Source organism: Sphingomonas sp. CCH10-B3, assembly GCF_001556185.1.
GTDB lineage: Bacteria > Pseudomonadota > Alphaproteobacteria > Sphingomonadales > Sphingomonadaceae > Sphingomonas > Sphingomonas aquatica.
Map to the genome: position 1 here is coordinate 13,353 of NZ_LSIJ01000068.1, position 14,046 is coordinate 27,398.

Here is a 14,046-nt window from a genome sequence, read left to right on the forward strand (position 1 = left end):
CCAGCAAGCGCGGCTGCCCGTTGGCAGTCCGCGGTTATTCGGTCAGTGCAACACCCACGCTGCGTGGATCGGCAGCACCGACCCAACCCTTCGGTGTGCGTTCGGCGGCATTGGCCTTCAGCCCCAGCTTGCCAACCGATACCTTGTGGCCAAGTGCCTCGATCGCGGGCTTCATCGGCTCGAGCGCCGTCCCCTGCTCGAGGATCAGCGTCGTACCGGTGAAATAGACCAGCCCGTGGCCGATCGAATCGCGTGCATTCATCTCCCAGTCGAGATGCGCGATCAGTGCCTTGGCAACCTGCATGATGATCGTCTTGCCACCCGCCGCGCCGACCGTGAAGATCGGGCGACCCTTGGCGTCATAGACGATCGTTGGCGACATCGACGACAGCGGGCGCTTGCCGCCTTCGACGCGGTTGGCGACCGGCGCGCCGTTCCTTTCAGGCGCGAAGGTGAAGTCGGTGAGCTCGTTGTTAAGCACGAAGCCGCCGCTCAGGATCTGGCTACCGAATGGCCCTTCGACCGTCGAGGTCATCGTGCCGACATTGCCCGTGCGGTCGACCGCGACGAAATGGGTGGTGCCGGCGACTTCGCCGGAGAGCGCCGCCGTGCGCGGCTCGGCGCCGGGCGGCGTGCCGGCCTCATAAGTACCGAGCGCCTTGTCGGGCGAAAGCAGCATCGACCGTGACTTCAGATAGGCCTTGTCGGTCATGCCCTTCAGCGGGATCGACACGAAATCGCTGTCGGCGAGATACTTCTCGCGGTCGGCATAGGCGAGCAGCATCGCTTCGCCGATCAGATGCCACGACACCGGATTGCTGGCGCCCAGCTTCTTCATGTCGAAGCGTTCGAGCATGCCGAGAATCTGGAGCACCGTGACCGCGCCCGACGACGGCGGGCCCATCCCGCAAATCTTGTAGCCGCGATAGCTGCCGCAGATCGGCGGGCGTTCCTTCGCCTGATAGGCAGCAAGATCGGCAAGCGTCATGTCGCTCGGGTTGCGCTTGGCGGTGGTTGCCGCGGTCACGATCGATTGCGCGATCGGGCCGGTGTAAAAGGCGTCCGGCCCCTTGTCGGCGATCATCCGCAGCGTCTTTGCAAGCTCGGGATTCTTGACGAGCGCCCCTTCGGTCAGCGGCTTGCCGTCGCGGGTATATTGCGCGCTGATCGCCGGGAAATCGGCCCAGACCTGGCTGACATAGCCCATGCCCGCCGCCATCGGCTTGGTGACGGTATAGCCCTCTTCCGCCAGCTTGATCGCGGGGGCGAACAGCGCTTTCCACGGCAGCTTGCCGAAACGCTTGTGGACCATCGCCATCAGCCGGATATTGCCCGGCACGCCGACCGACTTGCCGCCGGGCACCGCCTGAAAGAACGGCATCGGCTTGCCGTCGGGCGTGAGGAAGAGCTTGGACGTGGCCGCAGCGGGCGCCTTTTCGCGGCCGTCGATCGTCACCAGCTTACCGCCCGCCGGCTGGTAGACGAAGAAGCCGCCACCACCGATGCCGCTCGATTGCGGCTCGACGACCGTCAGCGCGAGCATCATCGCCAGTTCGGCATCAGCGGCGCTGCCGCCCGCGCGCAGGATTTCGCGACCGGCTTCGGCTGCGCGCGGATCGGCGGCGGAGACGACGCCGCGCGCCGGTGCGGCCGGTTTCGGCTTGGCCGGATGGGCGAGCGCCGGGGCGGGAGCGAGCAGCAGCGCGGCAAGCGCGAGTGTCGATAGTTTCATGGCCGCAGACCCTAGCCAGATTTGCCGTAGCGTCAAAGCGCTTTGGCAGCGCGCGCTTCAGCGATGCTCCCGAAGCCATCACGTTTGAGCAGCGCGGCGAGCCCCGTGTTGATTGCGCGCGGCAAGCCGGGGCCACGATAGACGAGCGCGGAATAGAGCTGCACCAGCGCCGCGCCGCTGGTCAGCCGGGCATAGGCTTCCTCGGCGCTGTCGATGCCGCCGACCGAAATCAGCGGGATGGCGCCGCCGGTCGCCGCGCGCGCTTCGGCGAGCTTGGCGCGGGCAAGCGCGGCGAGCGGGGCGCCCGACAGGCCGCCGGTTTCGCCGGCATTGGCCGAGCGCAGCGGTGGGCGGCTGATCGTGGTGTTGCTGACGATCAGTGCATCGACTCCGGCGTCGATCGCGGCGCGGGCGATGTGGTCGATGCCCGCGCGGTCGAGGTCGGGCGCGATCTTCAGGAACAGCGGCGTCGCGCCCCGCGCCTCGCTACAGGCGGCGAGCAGTTCGGCGAGTTCGGCGCCGTGCTGCAGATCGCGCAGGCCCGGCGTGTTGGGCGAACTGATGTTGATCGTGATGTAATCGGCGATCGGCGCGGCTTTGGTGACGCCGGTGCGATAATCGGCGATGCGGTCGGCGGCGTCCTTGTTGGCGCCGACATTGATGCCGAGCACGCCTTTGCGCTTGGCGGCCTTTGCGCGGGGCAGGGCAGCGTCGATGCCGCCATTGTTGAAACCGAGCCGGTTGATGACGGCTTCATCCTCGACGAGGCGAAAGATGCGCGGTTTCGGGTTGCCGGGCTGCGCCAGTGGCGTGAGCGTGCCCACTTCGACACTGCCGAAGCCCAGCGCGAACCAGCCGTCGATCGCCTGCGCATTCTTGTCGACTCCAGCGGCCAACCCGAGCGGTGAAGCGAAGTCGATCCCGGCGACGCGCGTGTGCAAAATGGGGTCCGGGACCGGGGCCGAGAACGGCGCCCCGAGCTTCGCCCAGGCCGCAAGCCCCTCAATCGTCAGCCCATGCGCACGCTCGGCATCAAGGGCGAACAGGGCAGGGCGCAAGAGCGAAAACATCGCATCGGCTTTGGCAGGGCCTAAGCGGGGGAGCAACTCTTCGCGCCCTTCGCGCTCTTTGCGTCCTTCGCGTGAACCAATTTTCTTTTCACGCGAAGAACGCGAAGAACGCAAAGAAGAAGGGGATATGGCCCTTCGGGCCGGTTGACGCGAACGCTGCAAAGGCCCATTTGGCAATCAGATCGAATTTGTCCGATTGGAAATCATGCGCCTGTCCAGCTTCGCCGATTATGCCGTCGTAATGATGAGCGCAGCCGCGCGCCATTGTGGCGTCAGCGGGCGGCTGAACGCGACGCTGCTCGCCGACGAGACCGGCATTCCGCTGCCGACGGTGCAGAAGCTTGTCAGCCGCTTGTCGGGCGCGGGGCTGATCGAAAGCGCCCGTGGCACCGGCGGCGGGTTCCGTCTGTCGCGTCCGCCTGCGAGCATCAGCCTTGCCGACATCATCGAAGCCGTCGAAGGCCCGATCGCGCTGACGACCTGCGTCGATCAAGGCCGCCACGATTGCCTGATCGAGGAGAATTGCCGGGTGAAGCCGCACTGGAACGCCGTCAACGGCGCGGTGCGCGGGGCGCTAGCGGGCGTATCGCTGGCGAGTTTGTCGAGGGAAATCGCATAATGGCCACCAAGAACGCCGAGGCGATCGCCGCCGCCAACAAGAAGTATGAATGGGGTTTCAGCTCGGACATCGAGCAGGAATTCGCCCCCAAGGGGCTGAGCGAGGAAACCGTCCGCTTCATTTCCGCCAAGAAGGGCGAGCCGGAGTGGATGCTCGACTGGCGGCTGAAGGCCTATCGCCACTGGCTGACGATGGAGACGCCCGACTGGGCCAAGCTGCAGATCGATCCGATCGATTATCAGGACGCCTATTATTACGCCGAGCCCAAGGCCAAGCCCAAGCTTGGCTCGCTCGACGAGGTCGATCCCGAAATCCTGCGCGTCTACGAAAAGCTCGGCATCCCGATCGCCGAGCAGAAATTGCTGGCAGGCGTCGAAAGCGCGCCCGGCGAAGGCGAGGGCGGCCTGCCGCAGCGCCGTGTCGCGGTGGACGCGGTGTTCGACTCGGTCTCGGTCGCGACGACTTTCCGCAAGGAGCTGGAGGCGGCAGGCGTCATCTTCCGCAGCATCAGCGAGGCGATCAAGGAATATCCCGAGCTGGTGAAGAAGTGGCTGGGGAAAGTCGTCCCCATGCACGATAACTATTTCGCGGCGCTCAACTGCGCGGTCTTCAGCGACGGGACGTTCGTCTACATTCCGGAAGGCGTGCGCTGCCCGATGGAGCTGAGCACCTATTTCCGCATCAATGCCGAAAATACCGGCCAGTTCGAGCGCACGTTGATCGTCGCCGACAAGGGCGCCTATGTCAGCTACCTCGAAGGCTGCACCGCGCCGATGCGCGACGAGAATCAGCTCCACGCCGCCGTCGTCGAACTGGTCGCGCTCGACGATGCCGAGATCAAATATTCGACCGTGCAGAACTGGTATCCCGGCGACGAGAATGGCCTGGGCGGCATCTATAACTTCGTCACCAAGCGGGCGTTGTGCCAGGGCAGGAACAGCAAGGTCAGCTGGACGCAGGTCGAGACCGGCAGCGCGATCACCTGGAAATACCCGAGCTGCGTGCTCGCGGGCGATGGCTCGGTCGGCGAATTTTATTCGGTCGCCGTGACGAACAACCGCCAGCAGGCCGACACCGGCACCAAGATGATCCACCTCGGCAAGAATACCCGCTCGACGATCGTGTCGAAGGGGATTTCGGCTGGGCGCAGCGACAACACCTATCGCGGGCTGGTGCGCGTATCGCCGACCGCAGAGGGCGTGCGCAACTTCACCCAGTGCGATTCGCTGCTGCTCGGCGACCAATGCGGCGCGCACACCGTGCCCTATATCGAAGTCCGCAACCCGAGCGCGCAGATCGAGCATGAGGCGACGACGTCGAAGATTTCCGATGACCAGTTGTTCTACGCTATGCAGCGCGGGCTGGATCAGGAGGCGGCTGTGGCGCTGATCGTGAACGGGTTCGCCAAGGAAGTGCTGCAACAACTGCCGATGGAATTTGCGGTGGAAGCGCAAAAGCTGCTGGGGATTAGCCTTGAGGGGTCGGTTGGATGATCGCCGCCGTCTCCGTTCACCCCAACCGTCATGCTGAACTCGTTTCAGCATCGATGGCGCCGCAAGCTGCGTCATCGCCCGCTGAGGGTTGGACCCTGAAACTAGTTCAGGGTGACGGCAGGATCGAGGCGGTCCGAGGGCTGAGTCCAAAGGTGGCCAGACGCAGGGGGAGGGGCGCATGAAAATTGCCTACGTCGTCGCACTTGTGTCGTTCAGCCTTGGAGGCTGTGTTTCGACGGAAATGAAGCGTTATGTCGGTAAGCCGATTGAGGATGCGCTCATTAGCTACGGCAAGCCCGAGAATGTGTTCGAGTTCCCGGATGGTCGGCGAGCGTACCAGTTCCGGTGGGGAGGGGGAACAATCGTCACGCCTGCACGCGGACAAGCGGTGGCATCTTCGTTCGGAAATATGACCGTCGTTCAAACAACTTCTACGCCTGCAATGGTACTCGATAGCCCAGGTTGCCTCATTACTTACATCACTCGAAATAATGGCACGGGATATGTGATTGAAGATTATCGATATCCCAAGAAATTGGTTTGCTAAGGTTGAACATGCTCAAAATCACTAACCTCCACGCCGAAATCGACGGCAAGGAAATCCTCAAGGGCCTCTCGCTCAGCGTGAATGCGGGCGAGGTGCATGCGATCATGGGGCCGAACGGCGCGGGCAAGTCGACGCTCGGCTATGTGCTCGGCGGGCGGCCGGGGTATGAGGTGACTTCGGGGTCCGTCGAATTCTTAGCTCCCCTCGCGCTTGCGGGAGGGGCTGGGGGTGGGCTTTCGGCGACATCGGACGGCTCGCTTGAGGATCGCGCCTCCCCACCCCTAACCCCTCCCGCAAGCGGGAGGGGGATTGAAGATGGCGACTGGTTCGACCTCCTCGCCCTCGATCCGCATGAGCGCGCCGCGGCCGGCCTGTTCCTCGGCTTCCAATACCCGGTCGAAATCCCCGGCGTCTCGAACGTCCAGTTCCTGCGCGAGGCGCTCAACGCCCAGCGTAAGGGCCGCGACGAAGCACCGCTGTCGGGCGGCGAGTTCCTGAAGCTCGCCAAGGCGCAGGCCGCCGGGCTCGGCATGGATTATGAGATGCTCAAGCGGCCGGTGAATGTCGGCTTTTCGGGCGGCGAGAAGAAGCGCAACGAGATGGTGCAGATGGGCATCATCGCGCCGCGCCTCGCGATCCTCGACGAGACCGACAGCGGGCTCGACATCGATGCGTTGCGCGCGGTGGGCGATGGCATCAACCGGATCATGCGCGCGCCCGACAAGGCAGTGATCCTGATCACGCATTACCAGCGGCTGCTCGATTATGTCCGGCCCGATGTCGTGCATGTGCTGGCCGATGGCCGGATCGTGAAGACCGGCGGGCCGGAACTGGCTCTTGAGCTTGAGGCCGAGGGCTATGCGGGGGTGGTGGCGTGAGCGCACCGACGCTCATCTGCTGCCGTCATGCTGAACTTGGTTCAGCATCCATGGTGCCCAAGGCGCGCACGCGATTGGTTGCGCGATGGACCCTGAAACAAGTTCAGGGTGACGGAGTGCGGCGTGGCTGACGCGCTCGCCCTTCCCACGCGCCGCGACGAGTCCTGGCGCTATAGCGATCTCGACGCTGTAGCCTCGGTGTGGCCTGTCCCCGCGCCCGAGCGGATCGAGGTCGCCGCGGGCGAGGAAATCGCGCGCGTCATCGTGCAGGATGCCGCGCGCGATGCGGTGGCGATCCATGATTATGCCGTGGTGCTCGGCGCAGGCGCGCGGGCGACGTTCCACATCCTCAACACCGGCGGGCGGCTGGGGCGGGTGACGATCGACGTCACGCTCCACGAAGGCGCGCATTTCGAGCTTGGCGGCGCGATGCTCGGCGGGGCCGAGCAGACGCTCGAGATCGTCACGACGATGCGCCATATCGAACCGCACGCGACCAGCAACCAGGTCGTGCGGTCGGTGCTCGGCGGGCAGGCGACGGGATCCTATCTCGGCAAGGTCGCGGTCGCACCCCACGCGCAGAAGACCGACGCGTCGCAGTCGGTGAAGGCGATGCTGCTCGCGCGCACCGCGACGGCGAACGCGAAGCCCGAGCTCGAAATCTACGCCGATGACGTCAAGTGCGCGCATGGCGCCACCGTTGGTGAACTCGATGCAAATGCGTTGTTCTACCTGATGAGCCGCGGCATCGCGCCCGCCGAGGCCAAGGCACTGCTGCTGCGCGGCTTCATCGCCGATGTGTTTGACGGCGTTGCCGATGCGGACGCGCGCGAAGCGATCGAGGCGGCGGCGAGTGCGGCACTGGAGCGGATGTTGTGAGCGCGACGAATCCCCGCAACCGTCATGCTGAACTTGTTTCAGCATCCACTGCGCCACCGGCGAGCGCACCGTCGGTGGAGGGTTGGACCCTGAAACAAGTTCAGGGTGACGTTAGTGGTTTGGCGATCGAGCGGCTTTCAGACGGCGGAGGTTTGATACCATGACCTCGCATACTGCAATTTTGCCCGCAGAAGCCCGGCTCGCTGTCCGGGACGACTTCCCGGGCCTTACCCCCGGCTGGCATTATCTGGACAGCGCGGCGACCGCGCAAAAGCCCCGGGGCGTGATTGACGTGATCGCCCAAGCCTATGGCGCCGACTACGCAACCGTCCATCGCGGCGTCTACAAGCGCTCCGCCGACATGACGCTGGCCTATGAAGCCGCGCGGCGGCGGGTGGCGGGGTTCGTCAATGCAGCCAGCGAGAACGAAATCGTCTTCGTGCGCGGCGCGACCGAAGGCATCAATCTCGTCGCGCAGAGCTGGGCCGCCGAGCAGCTCAAGGCGGGCGACCGCATCCTGCTGAGCCAGCTTGAGCACCACAGCAACATCGTGCCGTGGCAATTGGTCGCCGAAAAAATCGGCGCGCACATCGACGTGATCCCGCTGACCGAGGATCATCGCATCGATCTGAACGCGATGGCGGCGATGATCTCGCCGGCGCACAAGCTGGTCGCGCTCGCGCATGTCTCGAACGTGCTCGGCTCGGTGCTCGACGCGCGGCGCGCGGGCGAGATCGCGCATGCGGCGGGCGCGAAGATCCTGCTCGATGGCTGCCAGGCGGTGCCGCGCATGCATGTCGATGTGCAGGCGCTCGACTGCGACTTCTACGTCTTCTCGGCACACAAGCTTTATGGCCCGACCGGCTTCGGTGTGCTGTGGGCGCGGGGTGACCTGCTCGCCGCCATGCCCCCCTATCAGGGCGGCGGCGCGATGATCGACCGGGTGAGCTTCGAGCGGACCACCTACGCTCCGCCGCCGGGTCGGTTCGAGGCGGGAACGCCGCATATCGTTGGCGCGATCGCGCTGCACGCCGCGATCGATTATGTCGAGAGCATCGGGCTCGACCGCATCCACGCAATCGAGACCGAACTGGTGCGCGAAACCCGCGCGGCGCTGTCGCGGATCAATTCGGTGCGGCTGTTCGGGCCGGAGGACTCGGCGGGCATCGTCAGCTTCGCGATCGACGGGGTGCACCCGCACGACATCGGCACCATCCTCGACGAGGAAGGCGTGGCGATCCGCGCCGGGCACCACTGCGCGCAGCCGCTGATGGACATGCTCGGCGTGCCCGCGACCGCGCGCGCGAGCTTTGGGGTGTATAGCGACGCGAGCGATGTCGCGGCGCTGATCAAGGGCATCGAACGGGTAACGAGGATTTTCGGATGAGCAATTTCGACGTCGAACAGGTCGAGTCGGTCCCCACGCCGCCCAAGGCGCGGGTCGAGACGGCGGCGGAAACGTTCGAGCGCAAGCGCGACTATCTCGACGGTTTCCTGAAACAGGCACCGCAGGGTGTGACTCCCGGCGAACCCGGCGGCGAAACCTATGAAGCCGTGGTCGCTGCGCTCAAGGACATTTATGACCCGGAAATCCCGGTCAACATCTATGACCTCGGGCTGATCTACGGCGTCGACGTGACGAGCGATGGCCATGCCGTGATCACGATGACGCTGACGACGCCGCATTGCCCGGTCGCCGAAACCATGCCCGCCGAAGTCGAGCTGCGCGTCGGCGCGGTGCCGGGGGTGGGATCGGTCGACGTCAATCTGGTGTGGGACCCGGCCTGGGACCCGAGCAAGATGAGCGACGAGGCCCGGTTGGAAATGGGCATGCTGTAAGTTTCGATCAAAGTGCTACTTTGATCGAGTTTGATTGCCGAAAAACCAACCCGTTAGTTTCGAGCGAAGTCGAGAAACGGGGTTCAGGACAAAGGCTTCTCGACTGCGCTCGAAGCAAACGGATGACATGATATGACCGACGAGAAGACCCGCCAGCGCCCCGCCGCGCTCAACCTGACCGCCGCTGCCGAGGCACGGATCGCCGAGCTGATGGCGCGCGCGCCCGATGGCGCGATCGGCGTCAAGCTGTCGACGCCCCGCCGCGGCTGTTCGGGGCTCGCCTATTCGGTTGATTATGTCAGCGAAGCCAAGGCGTTCGACGAACGCATCGACACGCCGGGTGGCACGCTGTTCGTCGATGGCGCGTCGATCCTCTATCTGGTTGGCAGCAGGATGGACTGGGTCGAGGATGATTTCGCGGCCGGCTTCACTTTCGAGAACCCCAATGCCAAGGGCAGCTGCGGCTGCGGGGAGAGCTTCACCGTTTGATGCGACGAAAGCCTGAGCCGATCTGGCATGAGTGCCTGCCGCTCGACGCGGTCGATCGCGTTACCTTCTTCAAGCGCGATGAGATCACCACTGATCTGATCTGCTGCGACGTCCATTCGGGCTCGCTGGTTTGGTTCTGCCACGAGGAAGACCCCAGTTGGCCTTCCTTGCTTGAGCACCTTGGCGCACTGCCGGGATTCGACATGAATTGGTTTGCCAAGGTGTCGCAGCCGCCATTCTCCGCAAGCGAGACGATTGCCTGGCAAAAGGGTTAATTGACCCGCTTCACCAACGCCGTCCGCAGGCATTCGCACACCGTCTCGCCGCGCTGATTGATCATGCGGTGCCGCCACGTCACCAGCCCGGCGTCGGGCCGCGACTTGCTGTCGCGTAGCTCGGTAACCTCGCTGGTGGCGTGGAGCGTGTCGCCGATGAACACCGGCTTGGGCATCACGAGCTTGTCGTAGCCGAGATTGGCGACAAGGGTTCCCATTGTAGTTTCCGCCACGGTCAGCCCGACCATCAGGCTGAAGGTGAAGGTCCCGTTGACGAGGATCTGCCCGAATTCGCTCGCGCGCGCCGCCTCGGCATCGAGGTGGAGGGGCTGCGGATTGTGCGTCATTGTCGACCAGAGCAGATTGTCGGTCTCGGTCACCGTGCGGTGCAGCGGGTGCTCAATCTGCTCGCCGATCTGCCATTCGTCGTAAAATTTGCCGGGCACGATTGTCTCCTGTCGCGGGCGCGTCAATGCTGGGGTCATGGACCAGCCGCTGCCGAGTGTCACGATCATCATGGGGGTGAGCGGGTGCGGAAAATCGACTTACGGCGCGGCGCTGGCGACGGCTTCCAGCGCGCGGTTTGTCGAGGGCGACGATCTCCACGGCGCCGCGAACATCGCCAAGATGCACGCCGGGATCGCGCTGACCGATGCGGATCGCTGGCCGTGGCTCGACCGCATCGCGGCGGCGGTGAATGCGGCGCTGGGCGAGGGGGGGAGCGTGGTCGCGACCTGTTCAGCGCTGCGGCGTGCTTACCGCGATCGGCTGCGCGCGGGGATCGTGGCGCCGGTGCATTTCGTGCTGCTCGACGTGCCGATCGACGAACTTCGCCGCCGGGTGGCGACGCGCGATCACTTCATGCCGCCGGGCCTGCTCGACAGCCAGCTCGCGACGCTCGAATGGCCGGGCGCCGACGAAGCCGTCGAGGTCGTTCAGCCGCCAAGCGCGCCGAACCCGCGCCCCGCCGTCCAGCCGCCGTCGGCAGGCAGCACCACGCCCGAGACATAGCGCGCATAGTCGCTCGCGAGGAACAGGCACACGTCGGCGACATCATCGACCGTGCCGAGCCGCCCGAGCGGCACCGCGCGTGCGCTCGCGGCTTTGGCTTCGGGGGTGGGGGCGAGGCGGTCCATCCCCTCGGTCCCGTCGATCGGGCCGGGCGAGACGCTGTTCACCCGCACGCCTTCGCGTCCCCATTCGATCGCCAGCGTCCTGGTGATCATGTCGACCCCCGCCTTGGCCGCGCAGACATGGATTTGCAGCGCCATCGGGATCCACGCCTGCGGGGCGGAGATGTTGATGACGCTCGCACCGGGCTTGGTCAGATGCTCATAGGCCGCGCGCATGACATGGAAAGTGCCGAGCGCGTCGATCTCCATCACTGAGCGGAAGCCGTTGGGCGAGAGCGCGGCGGCGGGGACGGGGAAATTGCCCGCCGCGCCCGAGATGAGGACGTCGATCGTGCCGCGTTCGGCACGGAAATGCTCGATCGCGGCTTTGACCGCGTCGAAATCGCGCACGTCGAGCGCATAGCCCAGCGCCTGCTTCTCGCCGTGGAGCGCGGCGACGGCAGCATCGACCTTGTCCTGGCTGCGGCTGGCGACGGCGAGGTTGGCCCCGGCGCGCGCGAAGGACTTGGCGATGCCGAGGTTGATGCCCGACGTGCCGCCGAAGACGATGACGTTTTTGCCTGTGAAATCGAATGGCATGGCCGCTCTCCTGCTGGTTCTATGGTTGGACCGTCATGCTAAACTTGTTTCAGCATCCACCGCGCCGTCGCACCGTTCGCGCATCAGGCACGTTGGACCCTGAAACAAGTTCAGGGTGACGGCCTAGTTATTCCGATACCCCCCCCCGCACCACCTTCACCAGCACCGTCCCCTCGCTCACCTGCGCGCCGGCGGTGGCGCCCAGTTCCTCGACCGTCCCGTCGAAGGGCGCGGTCAGGCTGTGCTCCATCTTCATCGCCTCGAGCGTCACGAGCCGCTGGCCCTTGGTGACACGCTCCCCCGCCGCGACATCGACCGCGGTGACGCGGCCCGGCATGGGGGAGAGGAGGGCGCCGTCGGCGGCTGTGCCTTCTCCTGCACCTGCGCCGCGAAACGCGCTGATTTTGAAGGCAACGCCGTCCTCAAAATATGTTGTCGTCGGCCCATCGATGACGCTGGTCCGGGTCCGATCATACCACAGCGCTTCGTCGTGAACTTCGACGTTCCGCAAAGCTCCATCGACGTTCAATCGAACTTCGCGCTGCGGGGGAGCATTCAGACGAAATCCGAAGCGCGACTGAACAAATTCACGGCTCCAATCGCTCCATCCGCCGGGCATATTGGCAGGACTGAAAGCAAGATCATCAGCCGCATATTGTAACAATGGATCGCTTGGCTCGGGCGTTTTCCCAAGCGCCTCGATATCATCGCCGATAAAGCCAGTGGTGACAGAGCCCGCCTGAAAAGCCGGCTGATCGAGCAAGCGCTTTAAGAACCACGCATTGGTCTTAACCGGCTCGCATTCAACAGATCCGCAGGCTTGAGCCAAGTCGTCAATTGCACTCGCACGATCCTCGCCCCAACTGACGATCTTCGCGATCATTGGGTCGTAAAATGGAGAGATGGAATCTCGCTCTTCGACGCCCGTCTCGATCCTTGGTGATTGATAGAGAGCGACGTTCTCAACGCCAGACTGCGGCAAAGTCAGGTGGTCCAGCCGCCCCACGCTCGGCAAAAACCCCTTCGCCGGATCTTCCGCGTAGAGCCGCGCCTCGATCGCCCAGCCGTTGATGCTCAGCTCGTCCTGCTGCTTCGGCAGCGGCTCCCCGCTCGCCACGCGCAGCTGCCATTCGACCAGATCGACGCCGGTGATTTCCTCGGTCACGGGGTGCTCGACCTGCAGGCGCGTGTTCATTTCCATGAACCAGATGCGGTCGGCGCGCAGGCCCTCGCTGGCGTCGGCGATGAACTCGATCGTGCCCGCGCCGACATAATCGACCGCCTTCGCCGCGCGGACCGCCGCCGCGCAGATCGCTTCGCGGGTTTCCTCGGACATCCCCGGCGCGGGGGCTTCCTCGATGACTTTCTGGTGGCGGCGCTGCAGGCTACAATCGCGTTCGAACAGGTGGACGACATTGCCGTGAGTGTCGCCGAACACCTGCACTTCGATGTGGCGCGGCGACAGGATGTATTTCTCGATCAGCACCCGGTCGTCGCCGAAGCTCGATGCCGCCTCGCGCTTGCAGCTCGCCAATGCGTCGGCGAAGTCGGCAGCGGCCTCCACCCGGCGCATCCCCTTGCCGCCGCCGCCCGCGACCGCCTTGATCAGCACCGGATAGCCGATCTTGCTCGCTTCGTCCGCGAGCACGTCAGGCGACTGGTCCTCGCCGAGATAGCCCGGCGTCACCGGCACTCCCGCCGCGATCATGCGTTCCTTGGCGGCATCCTTCAGCCCCATTGCGCGGATGCTGTCGGGCTTGGGGCCGACCCAGATCAGCCCGGCGTCGATCACGGCCTGCGCGAAGTCGGCGTTCTCGGAGAGGAAGCCATAGCCGGGGTGGATCGCCTCCGCGCCCGTCGCCTTGGCGGCGGCGATGATCTTCTCGCCGACCAGATAGCTTTCGCGCGCCGGGGAAGGGCCGATGTGGACCGCCTCATCGGCCTGGCGGACGTGGAGCGCCTTGGCATCGGCATCCGAATAGACCGCGACGGTGCGCACGCCCATCGCCCGCGCGGTGCGGATGATGCGGCACGCAATCTCGCCGCGATTGGCGATGAGGAGGGACTTGATCATGTTACTCGCTGCACCCCGTCGTGCGGCTCGAATAGCTGATGTTGGCGACTTTCCACGTGCCGTTCTCGCGCACCAGATCGAACAGGTCATAGCCGCAGTGGTGCAGCTTGCCGTCGATGTAGAAATTGAACCGCCCCCAGACGAAAGCGACGTCGCCATCGACTTCGATCGCGGGGTCGTAGAGGCGCTCCTCATATTTCTCCGGCCCCGGCTTCAGCCCGGCGAAGAATTCGGTCATCGGGCGGCGGATGATCTTGCGCGTGCCGTCGGCGGCCTCGTTGGCGATGAACAAATTGCCGTCCTCGCGCGCGAGCGGGCGCAGCAACTCGCCATTGCGCGCGGCGATGGCGGCGAAGGTGGCGTTGACGGGGACCATGACGGCGGCGGCCTCACCCTGCGGCTCGGGCGGCTTGCCGGTGCCCTTGGGGAGGGGCGGGGT

16 protein-coding genes are annotated in these 14,046 nt (G+C 65.0%); 10 read left to right on the forward strand and 6 right to left on the reverse strand.

Going from position 1 to position 14,046, the window contains the following annotated elements; translation table 11 throughout:
• Window positions 1-34: 34 nt before the first annotated feature.
• Entirely contained in the window at window positions 35-1,732 is a 1,698-nt protein-coding gene (gene ggt, locus AX672_RS11835; protein WP_066651650.1) for a gamma-glutamyltransferase, read from the reverse strand.
• Between the two features lie 32 nt (window positions 1,733-1,764).
• A complete protein-coding gene (locus tag AX672_RS11840; protein ID WP_066651652.1) occupies window positions 1,765-2,802 on the reverse strand; it encodes a quinone-dependent dihydroorotate dehydrogenase in 1,038 nt (345 codons plus the stop codon).
• A 205-nt stretch (window positions 2,803-3,007) separates the two neighbouring features.
• Between AX672_RS11840 and AX672_RS11845 the strand changes: the two genes are divergently transcribed.
• The 9 genes from AX672_RS11845 to AX672_RS11880 all read left to right on the forward strand — a co-directional run bounded on the left by AX672_RS11845 (window position 3,008) and on the right by AX672_RS11880 (window position 9,821).
• Entirely contained in the window at window positions 3,008-3,421 is a 414-nt protein-coding gene (locus AX672_RS11845) for an SUF system Fe-S cluster assembly regulator (RefSeq protein WP_066651686.1), read from the forward strand.
• Window positions 3,421-4,914, forward strand: coding sequence for a Fe-S cluster assembly protein SufB (sufB, locus tag AX672_RS11850; protein WP_066651654.1), 1,494 nt, complete (start codon window positions 3,421-3,423; stop codon window positions 4,912-4,914). The genes AX672_RS11845 and sufB overlap by 1 nt, the downstream gene beginning before the upstream one ends.
• Window positions 4,915-5,092: 178 nt before the next feature.
• Entirely contained in the window at window positions 5,093-5,461 is a 369-nt protein-coding gene (locus AX672_RS18620; RefSeq protein WP_168727455.1) for a hypothetical protein, read from the forward strand.
• An 8-nt stretch (window positions 5,462-5,469) separates the two neighbouring features.
• Complete coding sequence (sufC, locus tag AX672_RS11855) at window positions 5,470-6,339, forward strand: Fe-S cluster assembly ATPase SufC (protein WP_066651656.1); 870 nt, start codon at window positions 5,470-5,472, stop codon at window positions 6,337-6,339.
• A 123-nt stretch (window positions 6,340-6,462) separates the two neighbouring features.
• On the forward strand, window positions 6,463-7,218 hold the full coding sequence (locus tag AX672_RS11860; protein WP_372587552.1) for a SufD family Fe-S cluster assembly protein: 756 nt from the start codon (window positions 6,463-6,465) through the stop codon (window positions 7,216-7,218).
• 160 nt (window positions 7,219-7,378) lie between these two features.
• A complete protein-coding gene (locus AX672_RS11865) occupies window positions 7,379-8,605 on the forward strand; it encodes a cysteine desulfurase (RefSeq protein WP_066651660.1) in 1,227 nt (408 codons plus the stop codon).
• Window positions 8,602-9,057, forward strand: a complete 456-nt coding sequence (locus AX672_RS11870; protein WP_066651662.1) for an SUF system Fe-S cluster assembly protein — start codon at window positions 8,602-8,604, stop codon at window positions 9,055-9,057. Before AX672_RS11865 ends, AX672_RS11870 begins: the two co-directional genes overlap by 4 nt.
• A 132-nt stretch (window positions 9,058-9,189) precedes the next feature.
• Window positions 9,190-9,546, forward strand: coding sequence for a HesB/IscA family protein (locus tag AX672_RS11875; protein ID WP_066651664.1), 357 nt, complete (start codon window positions 9,190-9,192; stop codon window positions 9,544-9,546).
• Window positions 9,546-9,821, forward strand: coding sequence for a hypothetical protein (locus tag AX672_RS11880; protein ID WP_066651666.1), 276 nt, complete (start codon window positions 9,546-9,548; stop codon window positions 9,819-9,821). Before AX672_RS11875 ends, AX672_RS11880 begins: the two co-directional genes overlap by 1 nt.
• Here AX672_RS11880 and AX672_RS11885 read toward each other — a convergent pair.
• The gene (locus tag AX672_RS11885; RefSeq protein WP_331711195.1) at window positions 9,818-10,306 is read right to left on the reverse strand and encodes a MaoC family dehydratase; all 489 of its coding nucleotides are present in this window, start codon (window positions 10,304-10,306) and stop codon (window positions 9,818-9,820) included. The genes AX672_RS11880 and AX672_RS11885 overlap by 4 nt on opposite strands.
• On the opposite strand from AX672_RS11885, the gene AX672_RS11890 reads away from it, so the two are divergent.
• On the forward strand, window positions 10,305-10,832 hold the full coding sequence (locus AX672_RS11890) for a gluconokinase (RefSeq protein WP_066651674.1): 528 nt from the start codon (window positions 10,305-10,307) through the stop codon (window positions 10,830-10,832). The genes AX672_RS11885 and AX672_RS11890 overlap by 2 nt on opposite strands.
• Here AX672_RS11890 and AX672_RS11895 read toward each other — a convergent pair.
• The 3 genes from AX672_RS11895 to AX672_RS18890 all read right to left on the reverse strand — a co-directional run.
• On the reverse strand, window positions 10,757-11,533 hold the full coding sequence (locus AX672_RS11895; protein ID WP_066651678.1) for an SDR family oxidoreductase: 777 nt from the start codon (window positions 11,531-11,533) through the stop codon (window positions 10,757-10,759). The two genes, AX672_RS11890 and AX672_RS11895, sit on opposite strands and share 76 nt — an antisense overlap.
• A 127-nt stretch (window positions 11,534-11,660) precedes the next feature.
• Entirely contained in the window at window positions 11,661-13,607 is a 1,947-nt protein-coding gene (locus AX672_RS11900; protein ID WP_066651679.1) for an acetyl/propionyl/methylcrotonyl-CoA carboxylase subunit alpha, read from the reverse strand.
• A gap of 1 nt (window position 13,608) precedes the next feature.
• A partial coding sequence (locus AX672_RS18890; protein WP_066651680.1) for a nuclear transport factor 2 family protein occupies window positions 13,609-14,046 on the reverse strand: 438 nt, incomplete at its 5' end.

Coding starts and splice junctions, on each gene's coding strand:
- ggt (WP_066651650.1), bottom strand. CDS start 1,732: ATGAAACTATCGACACTCGCGCTTGCCGCGCTGCTGCTCGCTCCCGCC.
- AX672_RS11840 (WP_066651652.1), bottom strand. CDS start 2,802: ATGTTTTCGCTCTTGCGCCCTGCCCTGTTCGCCCTTGATGCCGAGCGT.
- AX672_RS11845 (WP_066651686.1), top strand. CDS start 3,008: ATGCGCCTGTCCAGCTTCGCCGATTATGCCGTCGTAATGATGAGCGCA.
- sufB (WP_066651654.1), top strand. CDS start 3,421: ATGGCCACCAAGAACGCCGAGGCGATCGCCGCCGCCAACAAGAAGTAT.
- AX672_RS18620 (WP_168727455.1), top strand. CDS start 5,093: ATGAAAATTGCCTACGTCGTCGCACTTGTGTCGTTCAGCCTTGGAGGC.
- sufC (WP_066651656.1), top strand. CDS start 5,470: ATGCTCAAAATCACTAACCTCCACGCCGAAATCGACGGCAAGGAAATC.
- AX672_RS11865 (WP_066651660.1), top strand. CDS start 7,379: ATGACCTCGCATACTGCAATTTTGCCCGCAGAAGCCCGGCTCGCTGTC.
- AX672_RS11870 (WP_066651662.1), top strand. CDS start 8,602: ATGAGCAATTTCGACGTCGAACAGGTCGAGTCGGTCCCCACGCCGCCC.
- AX672_RS11875 (WP_066651664.1), top strand. CDS start 9,190: ATGACCGACGAGAAGACCCGCCAGCGCCCCGCCGCGCTCAACCTGACC.
- AX672_RS11880 (WP_066651666.1), top strand. CDS start 9,546: ATGCGACGAAAGCCTGAGCCGATCTGGCATGAGTGCCTGCCGCTCGAC.
- AX672_RS11890 (WP_066651674.1), top strand. CDS start 10,305: ATGGACCAGCCGCTGCCGAGTGTCACGATCATCATGGGGGTGAGCGGG.
- AX672_RS11885 (WP_331711195.1), bottom strand. CDS start 10,306: ATGACCCCAGCATTGACGCGCCCGCGACAGGAGACAATCGTGCCCGGC.
- AX672_RS11895 (WP_066651678.1), bottom strand. CDS start 11,533: ATGCCATTCGATTTCACAGGCAAAAACGTCATCGTCTTCGGCGGCACG.
- AX672_RS11900 (WP_066651679.1), bottom strand. CDS start 13,607: ATGATCAAGTCCCTCCTCATCGCCAATCGCGGCGAGATTGCGTGCCGC.